A 13,482-nucleotide genomic window follows, 5' to 3' on the forward strand; every position below is an offset into this window, starting at 1 on the left:
GGGGGCGTCGGAGCGACCGCCGGAGAATCGTCCGCTTCGCGCAAGGTTTAATCCGGCTCGCGGGCGACTCCGGAGTGATGGCCGACGACGAGGACGGAACGAGCGGTGGTCCCACCGACGGCGAAGAGAGCGCGAGCGACGCCGACCCCGTGGAACTCGGCGTCGAACTCCTCTCGAAGCTCGAACACCCCGAGCTTTCGGTCGCCGAGGCGGTTGACCGCATCGAGACCGTCACCACCCATCCCGCGACGACCCGGAAGATTCTGGACGAGGCCGAGAAGCGCGGCGTCATCGAGCGCGAGAACGGCATCGTCACGACCACCGGTGGTGGGTACGTCAGCTTCCAGAGCGAGGTCGTCACCAAGGAAGGCGACTTCTCCTGTCAGCGCTGTGGCGCGAGCATCTCGACGGGCCACTTCATCAAACTCGACGCGGGAGAACACGGCGCGTTCGGTCCGGAGTGCATCCGGAAGGTGACGGGTCGGGACTGACTTTCCGCGAGAATCGGCCGGTATGGCGGCGATTCCGACTATCGACCGCGGCTGAGTTCCTCGATGAGTTGCTGTAGCGTGCGCTGTTGCTCGGCGAGCAGTTCGTTCTGGCGCTGGACCGCTTCGGTCAGCGCTTCCAGTTGCTCGTCGGTCTCGTCTGCCTCCAGTTCGGAACTCGCCGGTTCGAATCCCGAGTCGGCGAAGCCGCTCGATTCGATTTCCTCGGTCTCTTCGGGAGTTGTGGCGACTTCACCGGTGTCGTCGGTTTCCACGACCTCCGCGGATGCCCCGTTTCCGACTACTTCGTCGGTCGGTTCTTCGAGGCTCGACCCCACCTCGGTCTCCGACTCGACGGCCGCGGAGTCGTCGGTGTCCGCGGGGCTTGCGGCGTCGAGGCTTCCGTCCGACTCCTCTTCGCTCACGCCCTCGCTTGCGCTCGCTTCCGCGGCGCGCGCGGCGGCCTCGCTGGCCTCGACCGCGGTGACATCCTCGTCTCCTCGGTCGTCGGTCGTGACGCTTGCCTCGTTCTCGATGATGGCTCCGTCGTCGTCGAGTTCCGGCGGGTTGGCGTCGATGGGGTCCACGCCGCCCCCGGCCAGCGGGTCGGCGTTCTCCGCTTTGGGTTCGTCCTCGATGGCTTCATCCTCGGTTTCGTCGTCTTCCTCGACGGCGTGTTCGCGGGCGAACTCCTCGTAGGACGCGACGCCGTGATGTTCGACCAGCGCGCGCTCGATGCGCTCGCGGACCTCGCGGGTCTGGTCGCTCGGCGTCTTGATGCGCTGGGGTCGGCCACCGCTCTCGATGATAATCTGGGAGGAGACGCTTCCTTCCTCCACGTCGAGGGCGGTCACGTCGTCGAAGTGGAACTCCTCGTAGTCTTCGTCCCAGACCGCCGCGCCGACATGCTTGACGACGCGCTCGCTGGTGATGACCAGCGTGAGTTCGCTGAACTGGTAGGTCTGCTTGACCGTCTCGTCGGGACCGGTCACGTCCGCGGCGTTCAGCACGCCCGCGAGGACGGGGTGAAGCGCCTCGTAGAGGCGGTTGCTCGGGATTTTGAACTTCTCCTCGCCGTCGATGCCGTAGTCGAGACTGATGGCCGACTTGCGTCGTCCTTCAGAGATTTCGATGCGTTCGGCTTCGTGGGGGTACTCCTCGACGGACTCGTCGCTCAGGAGTCCGTCAGCGCGGTAGATGAGGGTCCGCGTGCGAGTCACGTAGAGACCGTCCTCGCCGCCGAGGGCGACCTGCGCCGCGACCTGTTCGCCGTCGAGCCGGGACTGTACGATTCCGGGAACGCTCATGCTCAGGTATGATTAGCCCCCCGGCTTAAATCCGCCGGGTAAGTGACGCGATGTTTCGCGCCGCCGAGAGAACTGCCGCGACGACTCAGCGCACGACCGTTACGGGCACCGTCGCGCGCCGGACCACGGTCTCGGCCACGCTACCGAGCAGGATGCGCGAGACGCCCGAGCGCCCGTGGCTGCCCATCACGATTTGGTCGAAGCCTTCGTCCTCGGCGAACTCCACGATGGTCTGGGCAGGTCGGCCCATCTCGGTGGCGGACTCAAGAGTGACGCCGTAGTCGTCGGCGACCGTCTGGGCCTCCTCGAACATCGCTTCGCTGTTCTCCTTGGCGTTCTCGAACCACTCCTCGGACCCGCCTGGGATGCCGACCGGCGCGCTGTATCCCGCATCGACAGGGTCGATGACGTTGAGCAGGGTGATGTTCTGTTCGGCGAACTCCTCTAAGGCGTATTCGAGCGCCGTGTCCGACTGGGGCGACCCGTCGGTGGGAACGAGAATTTTCTCGGTCATGACCGACGTTTGACGGGGCACCCGGTTAAGCTTTCAGGACGACGACGGACGAACCGGTCTGGGTCCTACCCGTGTTTCGTCACGCACTTCGAGAGACCGATGATTTCGACCGGTTCGGAGTTGTCCGGCGAGTAGACGACCATCTGGCCCTTCTCCATGTAGGGGACCTTGCCCTCCAGATTCGAAGGGATGTTGACGCTCTTGATTGCGTCCTCGTCGCCCAGATTCAGGACGACGGTGGTGTTTATCTGCTTGAAGACGGCCTCGTGGATGTCCTGTGGGTCCTGCGTGATGAGGAACAGGCCCAGTCGCTCCTTGCGGCCCTGTTTGGCGGCGTCGGTGAACTTCCCGATGACCTTCCGGGCCTGCACGTTGTCGGCGTCGGTGAGGAAGTTGTGAGCCTCGTCCATCCCGACGACGAGGGGCGTCTCCTTGATGCGGTCGTACTCGGGGGCGTTCGAGAGTTTCTCCTCCACGAGAAGCGTCGAGAGAGCCAACACCACCACTTCGGTCGCCCGCGAGTTGTTGATGTGGTAGGTCGGGACCACGGTGAGTTGGCCGGGCTTGACGAACGACTGTATCTGGTCGGTTATCGGCCGAGCGTTCTGGTCGAAGACGCCTTTCGGCATGTTCAGCACGCGGCGTTTCACTGCGTCGAAGGTCGCCTCGTGAACCCGCCCGCTTTCGTCTAACTCCTCGCGGAGCGCGGGGTCGTCGAGGAACCGCTTGAACTCCTCGTAGGTGCCCGCGTTTCCGTGCTGCTTGAAAAACCGGCGGACGAGATGCGATAGCGCACCGTACTGGTTGTCGTTGAGGCTCGCACCCGCGACCAGCCACGGTTTGCCCTGAACCATCGAGAACGGAATCGTGAACTCGACCTGCTCGGCACGGTGGTGGTCGGCGGCGTAGGAGCTACCGCCGACCTTCGGCACGAAGGCCACGGTGTCGTCGTGGCCGCCGTGAGCGACGTTCTCGCGCTCCCATCGGCGCTCGTCCTCGGAGGTCACGTCGGAGTTGTCGTCGTGCATCTCGGCATACTCGTCCTGCGGGTCGAACTGGACCACCGCGGCCCGGCGCTCCGCGCCGTCGTCCATCTCGTAGCGGCGCTCCCCGGCGAGGAACTGCCGGAGGACGTTCTTCGCGCCGTGGGTCTTCCCGGACCCCGTTCCGCCCGCGACCAGCGTGTGCCGGAAGACGAGGGGGTCGCCGTCGTCGTAGTCGTCCTTCAGTCGATAGTCGATGGTTGGGGGTTCGGCCGCAGTGTGGACCTTCTCGCCGCCGACCGAGAGGTGCCCGAGGAACACGCCGTCCTCGGGCATCTTGAGACCGGTCTTGATTTCGGTCTTGTCGCTGGCCTCCCGGACGACCGACTTGGGCTTGGGCACGCGGTCGGTCATCCGGCGCTTCAGGTCGGCGTCTACCTCCGGGTCGCCGTCGCCGTCCTCGTAGAGGATGGCGACCGGTTCCAAGTCCGCCATCAGTTTGTAGTCGCTCTCCTCGATTTCCTCGCGGCGCATCGCGCGCTTGGAGTGAATTTCGGTCGCGTCGTCAACGCGGTACTCCTGTCGGTACTCCAGCGCGGCGACCCGCGCGAACAGTTTCTCGCCGTCGGGATAGGGAACGAGCAGGTACTTGCCGACCCGCACGTTCTCGCGGTTGTCGGCGGTGACGTACGCCCGGACGTGGGTCTCGTCTTCGTCCTCGCCGATTCGGAGTCCGTCGGCCGCCGAGAGCGTGCCGATGCCCCTGTCGGTGCCCTTCGGGTCGGTGGAGACGGAGTCGAATCGGTCGTCGTCGCGCGCGCCGGAACTCGACGTAGTCTCGAAGTCGTCGAGGTCGAAGTCGGAGTCGGCCATTGTTCCTGGGCAACGAGCGCATGGGACAAACCGGTTTCCCTCCGAGGCAGGTCGCGTCGCCGAGACAACGAGTGTGAATACTTCCCGTGAACGGGCCGCTTTTACCTCCCCGCGACGTAGTTCTGATTATGCTACTCATCCGTGGCGAAGCGGGGGGCACCACCCTGACCGGCACGCTGTACGAGCGGGGGGAGCGCGCGCCGCGGTTCAAGGGCGCGCCCGACGAGGACGCGCCGTACGTCTGGGTCTGCGACGAGTTCTATCAGGTCGAGAGCGGCGGGACGGTCCAGAAGGTCGGCGGCGAGGAGGTCAACGTCGCGTTCGAGTCGCCGATGCCCCGCGGGTTCGACACCCGCGAGCAGGCGACGGAGGCCGCCGAGAGCCACATCCGAACGCAGTTCGCGCGTATCGGCATCGAGGCCGACGACGTGGAAGTCACCGTCGAGAAACAGGACATCGAGACGGCGGAACCGCAGTAACCCGATTTTCTCGCTGACCGTTTTTGAGACCCGTTTCAACGACCGCGAGACCGACGGTCTCGCAGTTGTCCGTTTTCCCGAAACAGTCGGTATTAGTAGTCCCGACCCCACCGCACCGCGTTGTAGTTCTCGTCCAGTTCGGTGTTCAGCGACTTCTCGAAGGACTTCACCAGCGAATTGGCGCTCCCCCGGTCGATAGCCGCCAACTCGTCGGCCTTCGAGACAGCCTGTGGCGGGCCGCGCTGGAGCGCGACCTCTTGGAGAATCTGGCGCTCGATTCGCTCGCGGACCTCGGGGTCCTCGGTGAACGCCTTCGGCGACTCGATTTTGAACACGAGGTCTCGCCGCGGGTCGTAGACGATACAGAACGTGACCGCGTACTGCTCGGGGTCGAGTTCTCGGTCGAGGTGCGGATTCGGGTCCTCGTCGAAGAAGCCGTCGAGACCCGCGTGGGACTCGAACCAGTTCGTCAGCGTCAGATCGTCGGTCAGGCGCTCGAAGTCGCCGTCCACGAGTTCCCTGCGTTCGAGAATCTGGGCGAACAGGCCCGCGTCGTGCGCCCACGGCACCGGTCCGAAATCGGTCTCCCGCTTGAGCGTGCGGACGATGGACTTCGCCGAGACGTTCTTGACGAACCCGGCGAGGGGGACCCCGCGCTCGGCGAACGTCTCGACCAGTTCGACGTAGTTCGAGAGAACCCGACCGACGTGGTCCGAGTCCTCGAACAGACGGGTCAGGACCGAACTCCGGGAGTCCCACCGCAGGACCCCTTTCGGGTAGATGGGACCGTCGAGCAGGAGGAAATCGCTCACGCGGTCGGCGTGTTCGAGCGCGTGCCCGCTCTCGGCGAGGTAGAGCGCAAGCGCGTGGACCACGTCCTCTTCGTACTGGCTTTCCGGGAGTTCGGTGTGGACGATGCGGCGCTGACTGCCATCGTTGTACGACTCCCACTCGGTCCCGAACTTCCGGGACGTGTCGTTGAGGTGGAGCGCCTTCACCACCGTCCGGCAGTCGTGGAGGTCCAAGTCCGACGGCGTGGCGCTCATCGCGGCGTGGGCCACATCGAGGACGAGTCCGTTCTTGAACGGCTTGGAGTTGAGCGTTCCGGCGTCGAGACCGTGGGTCGTCGGGAAGGGCGGGTCTTCGAGCGCGATATCCTCACAGTTCACCCGGCGGCGCGACTGTTCGCCGAGCGGTTCGAGGATGGGACCGTCGTCGCCGACGAGCGGGTCGAGATAATGCTCCCAGACGGTTTCGGCGGATTCCCGGTGGTTCTCGTCCTCGGCGTCGTAGTCGATGTGGTCGGCCAACCCAGCGATGCCGTCGAAATGCACCGGGTCGAGGGTCATGGAGCGTGGGTTCTCGCCGTCTCGGCAAAAAGGGTTGGGTTCGATTGTCTCGCTTCGACGCGCCGGAAGAGAATCGTCCACCGGTCGCCGAAGCCGAAGAGTAGTTAGGACGCGACGCCCTGCTTTCGCGCATGAAGGCCGCGCTGATAATCCTCGACGGGTGGGGCTTAGGCAGTGAGGACGGCGGGAGAAACGCCATCGAAGCCGCCGACACGCCGAACTTCGACCGGTTCGCCGACGCGGGCGCGTACGGCACGCTGAACGTCACCGGGCGGCGGGTCGGCCTGCCCGAGGGCCAGATGGGAAACAGCGAGGTTGGCCACCTCAACATCGGCGCGGGCCGGGTGGTCAAACAGGAGTACACCCGCATCGAAGACGCCATTCAGAACGGCGAGTTAGGCGACAACGAGGCCGTCGCATCGGCGTTCGACTACGCCGACGAGAACGACGGCCGGGTCCACTTCATGGGTCTCGTCAGCGAGGGCGGCGTCCACTCCGACCAGACGCACCTCTACGCGCTGGTAGAACTCGCCGCCGAGCGCGGCGTCGAGGCGGTCACGCACGCGTTCACGGACGGGCGGGACACGCCGCCAGAGAGCGGCGCGGGGTTCTTGGGCGAACTGGAAGCGGTCGTCGAGCGCGCGGGAACCGGCGACGTGGCGACCGTCTCGGGGCGGTACTACGCGATGGACCGCGACCAGAACTGGGAGCGCACCAACCGGGCCTACGACGCCATCGTGAACCGCGACGCGGAGCATTCGGCCGCCTCGGCGGTCGAAGCAGTCGAACGGAGCTACGAGCGCGACACCACCGACGAGTTCGTGGAACCGACGCTCGTGGAAGGCGGTCCCGCCCTCTCGGAGGGAGACGCCGCCGTCTTCTTCAACTTCCGGTCGGATCGCGCCAGACAGCTCACGCGGATGCTCGCCGACATCGACCCGGTCTGGGAGTTCGAGACCTCGCCCCCCGAAATCCGTCTGGCGACGATGACCCAGTACGACGCGGAGTTCGAACTCCCGGTCGCGTTCCCGCCCCACCAGCCCGAGGACACGCTCGGGGAAGTTCTCTCGGAACACGGTCTCACGCAACTGCGCATCGCCGAATCGGAGAAGTACGCCCACGTCACCTACTTCCTGAACGGCGGGCGCGAGGTCGAGTTCGAGGGCGAAGTCCGGAAAATCGTCGAATCGCCAGACGTGCCGACCTACGACCAGCAACCGGAGATGAGCGCCGTCGAGGTCACCGACACCGCCGTCGAGACCATCGAATCCGACGACCCCGACGTATTGGTGCTGAACTACGCGAACCCGGACATGGTGGGCCACACCGGCGACTTCGACGCCGCGGTCGAAGCCGTGGAAGCCGTGGACGAGCAGTTGGGCCGCCTCGTGAACGCGGTCCAGCGAGCGGGCGGGCACGTTCTTGTCACCGCCGACCACGGCAACGCCGACGACATGGGCACTCCGGCGGACCCCCACACCGCCCACACGTACAATTTGGTCCCGTTCGTCTACGCGACCCCCGGAGGTGATGGTGGAGGCAAGCGCGTCCGCGAGGGCGGGTCGCTCTGCGACATTGCGCCGACGATGCTCGAACTTGTCGGCGTCGAACGGCCCGAATCGATGACCGGACAGACGCTGCTAGAGTAGAGGTTTCGGGGTTCAGAAACAGGTTCTGCGAACCCAAACTATCCGCTTCGCCCGAGCGCAAACAAATCCACACCTCCCTCACGCTACTCCCCGGTCCGGAACGACAGGTCCAGCGAGTTGGCAGAGTGGGTCAGCGCACCCATCGAAATCACGTCCGCGCCGGTCGCCGCGTAGTCGGCTACGTCCCCGAAACCAATGTCGCCACTGGCCTCCGCCAGCACGTCGTCGGGCAACAGTTTGACGCCTTCCTCGACTTCTTCGGGCGTCATGTTGTCCAATAGCACGATGTCGGCTCCGGCCTCTGCCGCTCTGGGCGCGTCGGCCGGGCGCTCGACCTCAACCTCGATTTTGGTGGCGAACGACTTCTCTTCCCGGAAGTGCCGGACCGCGCTCTCCAGTCCCATCTCGGCGACGTGGTTGTCCTTGACCATCACCATCCCCGAGAGGGTGAGCCGATGGGTGTCGCCGCCGCCCGCCGCGACGGCACGCTTCTCGACGCCGCGCAGGCCGGGCGTGGTCTTGCGAGTCCCCGCAATCGCCACGTCGTCGCTGACCTCGCGGGCGGCGTCCACGGCCCGCCGGGTCGCAGTCGCCACGCCCGAGGCGTGGCCCGCGACGTTGACCGCGACGCGCTCGCCCCGGAGGACCGACTCCGCGGAGCCGTCAACTTCAACGAGGACGTCGCCCGCCTCGATTCGGTCGCCCGCCTCGACCGTCGTCTCGCAGTCCACGCCGAGGTAGTCGAAGACCGCCCTCGCCGCGTCGAGTCCGGCCGCGACGCCCGCCTCCTTGGCGACGAGTCGCCCCGTCGTCTCGCCGGGAACGTGGTTGGTCACGTCGCGGTGGCCAACGTCTTCCCGGAGCCAGTCCTCGACTTTACGGTCAGTCACTCGCACGGGCATCGACCTCCTCGGCGTCGTCGTCGGTCTCCGCGTTCTCCAGCGCGTGACAGCCGACTGGCTCGGCCTCCATCGCATCGCGGGCGACCAGCAGGGCGACCACGCTTGCGTTCCGGAGTTCGTAGAGGCTTCGTTCGGTCCGGGTCCGAGTGTAGGCGTCTACCTCACCCTTGAGTCGCCGGAGGACCGCGGTCGCGCGCCCCAATCCCCCCGGCGTCCGGCGGATGCCGACGTTCTCGTCCATCACCCTGCGCAGGCGGACGAACTTCTCGCGGGCGAACCCCGAAGGTAGGTCCGGGTCGCTGTCGCGCAGGTCCGGCGCTTCGGCGCGCTCGTGGTCGAGACTCGTCGTCCCGGCGGCCGACTCCCCGGCGCGCAGGCCCCAGACTAACCCCTCCAGCAGGCTCGTGGAGGCGAGGCGGTTCGCACCGTGGACGCCGGTCCGGGCGCACTCGCCGACCGCGAACAGGCGATCCAAGTCGGTGCGCCCGCGGTCGTCCACGGAGATGCCACCGCAGAGGAAGTGTTCGCTCGGTTCGACCGGAATTCCGTTCTCCCAGTCCACGCCGCGCGTCTCGCACTTCGCGGCGAGGTCGGGGAACTCCGATTCGAAGTCCAGCGGGGACACGTCAAGCACGACCTCGCCAGTCGCCTCGCGCTCGTCGGCGACGGCGCGCGCCACCACGTCGCGCGGCGCGAGTTCGGCGTCGTCGTGATAGTCGGGCATGAATCGCTCGCCCGCTCCGTTCCGCAGGAGCGCGCCCTCCCCGCGGACCGCCTCGCTGACGAGGAAGGGGTCCTCCCCGGCGAAGGCCGTGGGGTGGAACTGCACGTAGGCCATGTCCTCGGCGTCGGCCCCCGCGAGCGCGGCCATCGCTATCCCGTCGCCGGTCGCAGTTTCGGGGTTCGTGGAGGTGCCGTACAGCGCGCCGATGCCACCCGTGGCAAGAACCGTCGCGTCTGCGAAGACCGGTTCCGGGTCGGTCTCGCCATCGTCGCGTTCGCCCTTCTCGCCACTCTCGGCATCCGCGGCGCGGTCCACGACCGCGCCGTGGACTCGCCCCTCGCGGGTTATCAGGTCGAGCGCCGCGGTGTCTTCCCGAACCGTCACGCGCTCGTGGTCCGCGAGGTGGCTCAGGAACGGCCCGAGGACGTGCTTGCCCGTGCTGGCATCGACGTGGAGGATTCGGGGTTCCGAGTGGGCCGCCTCCCGGCCGTAGTCGAACCCCGCGGCATCCGTGCCGTCACCGTCGTCGCCTCCCGCCGCACGGTCGAAGGGCACGTTCAGGGTCTCGACTAACACGTCCTCGACCGCCTCGCGGGCGTTCGAAACCAGGACTTCGACCGCCTCGGGGTCGGCGGTGTCGGCGCTCGCCGCCAGCACGTCCTCGGCGAACGCGTCGGGGTCCGAGCGCGTCGTGGCGACCCCGCCCTGCGCCCAGTGGGAGGTAGTCTGTTCGGGCCGGGACGCCTTCGTCACGACCAACACGTCCGCGCCCTCGCGGGCGGCCGCGAGCGCGGTCGCACAGCCAGCGATGCCGCTTCCGACGACGAGTACGTCGGTCTCGGTCGGGTCGGTGTGGGGTTCCGTCTCGCTCATGGTTATATCTCCAGCATGCGCTCCATCGCCACGTTCGCCAGTTCGGCCTCTTGATGCGCGACCTCGATGACGTTGCGCTCGCGCCCGGCGACCAACTCCTCTAACACCCACGTCAGGTAGTTCGGGTCTATCTGGCGCATCGCGTTGCAGTCCATGCAGGCGTCCCCACAGAGCGGCAGGACTTCGACCTCTGGGTGCCACCGCTGGAGGTGGTTCGTCAGGTGAATCTCGGTGCCGATGGCCCACGTCTCGCCGGGGTCGGCCTCCTCGATAGTCTGGGTGATAGCCGCCGTCGAACCAGCCTTGTCGGCGGCCTCCACGACCTCCCGACGACACTCGGGGTGGACGACGACGTTCGCGTCGGGATGGTCGTCACGAATCTGCTCGATGTGGTCCACCCGGAACCGCTCGTGGACCTGACAGTAGCCGTCCCACAGGATGATATCGCTCTCGGCGACTTCCTCGGCGGACTTCCCCTCGGGGTCCCACGGGTCCCACTCGGCGATGCTGTCTTCCATCCCCAACCGGTGGGCGGTGTTCTCGCCGAGGTGCTTGTCGGGCAGGAACAGTACCTTGTCGCCCTGCTCGAAAGCCCACTCGAACACCTCGTGGGCGTTCGAGGAGGTACACACTGCGCCGCCCTGTTCGGCGCAGAACGCCTTCAGGTCGGCGTAGGAGTTCATGTACGTGATGGGAATGATGTCGGCGTCGGGTGCGGCCGCGGTAATCTCGGCCCACGCGGCGTCCACTTGCAGGGCCTCGGCCATCCCCGCCATCGGACACGAGGCCTCCATCGACGGCAGAATGACGGTCTGGTCGTCGTCGGTGATGATGTCGGCCGACTCGGCCATGAACGTCACGCCGCCGAAGACCACGTACTCGGCGTCGGCGTTCGCGGCCTCGACGCTCAGTTGATACGAGTCACCGATGAAGTCGGCGTGGTCCACGATTTCCCGGCGCTGGTAGTTGTGGCCCAAGATGACGAGGTCGTCGCCCAACTCCCGCTTGGCGGTCTCGATGCGGTCGGTCCGTTCGTCCTCGTCGAGTCCCCGGTACGCTTCGGGCAACTGTTCGAGGTTGTCGTATTTGAACAGGCTCAGGTCGGTCTCGATGTCCGCAGTTTCCATTTTTGGCACAGTCAACCACCTACGATTGTGATAGACTTCGGATTCCGGTATTGAAAATATTTTCTCTTCATAGCTCATCTGTGAATCGCCAGTCGGTTTCTGTGAGTTCTATAGAGAGCGATAGCTAACGGAATCCTCACTCGAATCTGAATAACTCTAAATTATAACCGAGTGGTTGACTAGGGGAACCGAAACAAACCCGGAAAACGTCTCAAAAACTGCGACCGCGCGACTCGACCGGTTCGACGCCGAATCAGTTCCGAGCGTCGTACGCGACCTCGCCGTCCACCACGGTCAACGCCACGTCGATGTCCTCGATGTCCGAGGAATGCTCCCACGGCGACCGCTCCAGCACGGTGAAGTCGGCCTTTTTGCCCGCCTCGACGGTGCCGAGTCGGTCCTCGTCGAACCCGGCGTAGGCCGCTCCGCGGGTGTACGCCCGAAGTGCCTCGGTCACGGAGAGTCGCTGGCTCTCGACGGGCGCGTTGACCGTCTGGTGGACGCCGAGCAGGGGGTCAAGCGGCATGCAGTCGCTCCCGAACGCGAGGGTCACGCCCGCGTCCAGCAGGTCGGCGTAGCGGTTCGACCGCTCGCGGCGCTCGGGTCCAAGGCGGTCATCGTAGAGACCGCCCTCTTTGGCCCACTTGAGGAAGTTCGGCTGGACCGACGCCACGACGCCGCTCTCGGCGAATCGCTCGACGTTCTCGTCGCTGACGAGTTCGGCGTGTTCGACCCGGTGGCGCGCGGTATCGGGGTCGTCCGTGGTCTCGTACGCCGACAGGACCTCCTCGACCGCCTCGTCGCCGATGGCGTGGGCGGTCAGTTGGAACCCTGCGTCGTCGGTCTCGGCGACAAAGTCCCGCAGTTCCTCCGGCGAGACGACCCACTGGCCGGTTTCTGCTTCCGACGAATCAGCGTACGGTTCTGAGAGCTTCGCGGTCCGGCCCCCAAAACTCCCGTCGGTGTAGGTCTTGACGCCGCCGGTTCGGACGAACTCGCTCCCGTGGTTGGTCCGGAGACCGGTCTCGACCAGCGCGTCGAGATGGTCCGACCAGTAGTTGAGTCGCACTCGGAGCGCGAGGTCGCCGTCGAGTTCCATCTGGCGGTAGACCTCGGGCGCGCGCGACTGGCGAACCATGTCGTGGACGCCCGTGACGCCCTTCCGGTGGGCCTCGCGCTGTGCCGCGTCGAGTAAGTCGCGCATCTCCTCGGCGTCGGGTTCGATGGCTTCGTAGATTACGTCCACCGCCTCCTCGACGATGACGCCGGTCGGGTCGCCGCCTTCCGCCCGCACGTCGTCGTCGGGCATCTCGGCGACGTATCGGTCCAGCGCGACCGAGTTGACCGCCGCGATGTGCATGTCCTCGCGGAACGCCGCGACTGGGCGCTCCGCCGAAACGCGGTCCAAGTCCTCGCTAGTGAGATAGCGCGACTCGTCCCACGAACTCTCGTCGTAGCCGAAGCCGAGAATCCAATCGTCAGCTTCGCGGTCGCCTCCGTGGGCGTCGGTCGCGTCTCGCACGGCCGATTCCGCGGACTCTGAGGAGTCCGCGGAATCGGCCAGCAGGGCCACGCAGTCGTCGGGCGAGTCGGCGTCCGCGAGGTCTGCATAGACCAGCGAGCGACCGAGGTGCGAGAGGTGGGTGTGAGCGTCGATGAATCCGGGGAGCAGGATGCGTCCGCCGAGGTCGATTTCCTCGGTCTCGACGCCGTTCAGGAAGTCGAGTTCGTAGGCGTTGCCGACGCGGACGATTTCGCCGTCGCGCACTGCGACCGCCTCCGCGGTGCTGTCGGCGTCGTCGAGAGTGTGGACCTCCGCGTTCGTGAAGATGCAGTCTGCCGCCGCTGTCATGGCAGTTACGTACGTCGGAGAGGCGATAACCGTTGGGGAATCGGAGAGCGACCCGAGCTATCGGTCGAACGCTACTCGTCTTCGAGCACCGAAACGCACCCGTTGCCGTTCACGACGACTTCGTAGCCAGCGTAGCCGAACTTGACGAGACCGACCCCGCGGGGCGTGCCGTCGTAGTGGTCCGAAAAGAGCGCGTCTATCGCGTCGGGGTCGATGGTCGTCGCCAGCGGTTTCAGCGCGGCGGGGTCGGTGTTCGAGGCAGACGAGACGGCCGCGACGATGCCCTCGCTGGGGGTTTGGTCGCCTTCAAGTTCGTGAGTCAGTATCGTTCCGGGACGGACGGGTGAGTGGTTCTCGCTCAT

12 protein-coding genes are annotated in these 13,482 nt (G+C 66.1%); 3 read left to right on the plus strand and 9 right to left on the minus strand.

Features of this window, described 5'->3' with window-relative positions; all coding sequences use genetic code 11:
- Positions 1 to 77: 77 nt before the first annotated feature.
- Positions 78 to 491, plus strand: coding sequence for a DUF5830 family protein (locus tag EP007_RS03415; RefSeq protein ID WP_128476315.1), 414 nt, complete (start codon positions 78 to 80; stop codon positions 489 to 491).
- 38 nt (positions 492 to 529) lie between these two features.
- Here the strand turns inward: EP007_RS03415 and EP007_RS03420 are convergent, their stop codons facing one another.
- The 3 genes from EP007_RS03420 to EP007_RS03430 form a co-directional block, all read right to left on the minus strand.
- Entirely contained in the window at positions 530 to 1,795 is a 1,266-nt protein-coding gene (locus EP007_RS03420; protein WP_128476316.1) for a DUF7115 domain-containing protein, read from the minus strand.
- Between the two features lie 85 nt (positions 1,796 to 1,880).
- The gene (locus EP007_RS03425; protein ID WP_128476317.1) at positions 1,881 to 2,309 is read right to left on the minus strand and encodes a universal stress protein; all 429 of its coding nucleotides are present in this window, start codon (positions 2,307 to 2,309) and stop codon (positions 1,881 to 1,883) included.
- Positions 2,310 to 2,374: 65 nt separating this feature from the next.
- The gene (locus EP007_RS03430; protein ID WP_128476318.1) at positions 2,375 to 4,165 is read right to left on the minus strand and encodes an ATP-binding protein; all 1,791 of its coding nucleotides are present in this window, start codon (positions 4,163 to 4,165) and stop codon (positions 2,375 to 2,377) included.
- Between the two features lie 128 nt (positions 4,166 to 4,293).
- Here EP007_RS03430 and EP007_RS03435 point away from each other — a divergent pair, with 128 nt between their 5' ends.
- Positions 4,294 to 4,644: a DUF7113 family protein gene (locus tag EP007_RS03435; RefSeq protein WP_128476319.1), complete on the plus strand. Its 351-nt coding sequence runs from the start codon at positions 4,294 to 4,296 to the stop codon at positions 4,642 to 4,644.
- Positions 4,645 to 4,736: 92 nt separating this feature from the next.
- Here the strand turns inward: EP007_RS03435 and EP007_RS03440 are convergent, their stop codons facing one another.
- A complete protein-coding gene (locus EP007_RS03440) occupies positions 4,737 to 5,993 on the minus strand; it encodes a DNA double-strand break repair nuclease NurA (RefSeq protein ID WP_128476320.1) in 1,257 nt (418 codons plus the stop codon).
- A gap of 131 nt (positions 5,994 to 6,124) precedes the next feature.
- On the opposite strand from EP007_RS03440, the gene gpmI reads away from it, so the two are divergent.
- Positions 6,125 to 7,642 carry a 2,3-bisphosphoglycerate-independent phosphoglycerate mutase gene (gene gpmI, locus EP007_RS03445; protein ID WP_128476321.1) on the plus strand — a complete coding sequence of 506 codons (1,518 nt, stop codon included), beginning with the start codon at positions 6,125 to 6,127 and terminating at the stop codon, positions 7,640 to 7,642.
- An 83-nt stretch (positions 7,643 to 7,725) separates the two neighbouring features.
- On the opposite strand, the gene nadC is transcribed toward gpmI, so the two are convergent.
- The 5 genes from nadC to EP007_RS03470 all read right to left on the minus strand — a co-directional run bounded on the left by nadC (position 7,726) and on the right by EP007_RS03470 (position 13,482).
- Positions 7,726 to 8,544, minus strand: a complete 819-nt coding sequence (gene nadC / locus EP007_RS03450; RefSeq protein ID WP_128476322.1) for a carboxylating nicotinate-nucleotide diphosphorylase — start codon at positions 8,542 to 8,544, stop codon at positions 7,726 to 7,728.
- On the minus strand, positions 8,525 to 10,141 hold the full coding sequence (locus EP007_RS03455; RefSeq protein ID WP_128476323.1) for an L-aspartate oxidase: 1,617 nt from the start codon (positions 10,139 to 10,141) through the stop codon (positions 8,525 to 8,527). The genes nadC and EP007_RS03455 overlap by 20 nt, the downstream gene beginning before the upstream one ends.
- Positions 10,142 to 10,143: 2 nt before the next feature.
- A complete protein-coding gene (gene nadA, locus EP007_RS03460; protein ID WP_128476324.1) occupies positions 10,144 to 11,277 on the minus strand; it encodes a quinolinate synthase NadA in 1,134 nt (377 codons plus the stop codon).
- Positions 11,278 to 11,521: 244 nt separating this feature from the next.
- Positions 11,522 to 13,120 (minus strand): amidohydrolase, encoded by a 1,599-nt coding sequence (locus EP007_RS03465; protein ID WP_128476325.1) that lies wholly within the window; start codon positions 13,118 to 13,120, stop codon positions 11,522 to 11,524.
- 71 nt (positions 13,121 to 13,191) lie between these two features.
- Positions 13,192 to 13,482 carry a HalOD1 output domain-containing protein gene (locus EP007_RS03470; protein ID WP_166035422.1) on the minus strand — a complete coding sequence of 97 codons (291 nt, stop codon included), beginning with the start codon at positions 13,480 to 13,482 and terminating at the stop codon, positions 13,192 to 13,194.

Origin of the sequence: Halorussus pelagicus (genome assembly GCF_004087835.1) — an archaeon.
GTDB lineage: Archaea > Halobacteriota > Halobacteria > Halobacteriales > Haladaptataceae > Halorussus > Halorussus pelagicus.

What these genes read in the sequence shown, in the direction of transcription:
- EP007_RS03470 (WP_166035422.1), bottom strand. Translation starts at nt 13,482, where the DNA reads ATGAGCGAGAACCACTCACCCGTCCGTCCCGGAACGATACTGACTCAC.
- EP007_RS03420 (WP_128476316.1), bottom strand. Translation starts at nt 1,795, where the DNA reads ATGAGCGTTCCCGGAATCGTACAGTCCCGGCTCGACGGCGAACAGGTC.
- EP007_RS03440 (WP_128476320.1), bottom strand. Translation starts at nt 5,993, where the DNA reads ATGACCCTCGACCCGGTGCATTTCGACGGCATCGCTGGGTTGGCCGAC.
- EP007_RS03455 (WP_128476323.1), bottom strand. Translation starts at nt 10,141, where the DNA reads ATGAGCGAGACGGAACCCCACACCGACCCGACCGAGACCGACGTACTC.
- gpmI (WP_128476321.1), top strand. Translation starts at nt 6,125, where the DNA reads ATGAAGGCCGCGCTGATAATCCTCGACGGGTGGGGCTTAGGCAGTGAG.
- nadC (WP_128476322.1), bottom strand. Translation starts at nt 8,544, where the DNA reads ATGCCCGTGCGAGTGACTGACCGTAAAGTCGAGGACTGGCTCCGGGAA.
- EP007_RS03425 (WP_128476317.1), bottom strand. Translation starts at nt 2,309, where the DNA reads ATGACCGAGAAAATTCTCGTTCCCACCGACGGGTCGCCCCAGTCGGAC.
- EP007_RS03435 (WP_128476319.1), top strand. Translation starts at nt 4,294, where the DNA reads ATGCTACTCATCCGTGGCGAAGCGGGGGGCACCACCCTGACCGGCACG.
- EP007_RS03465 (WP_128476325.1), bottom strand. Translation starts at nt 13,120, where the DNA reads ATGACAGCGGCGGCAGACTGCATCTTCACGAACGCGGAGGTCCACACT.
- EP007_RS03415 (WP_128476315.1), top strand. Translation starts at nt 78, where the DNA reads ATGGCCGACGACGAGGACGGAACGAGCGGTGGTCCCACCGACGGCGAA.
- EP007_RS03430 (WP_128476318.1), bottom strand. Translation starts at nt 4,165, where the DNA reads ATGGCCGACTCCGACTTCGACCTCGACGACTTCGAGACTACGTCGAGT.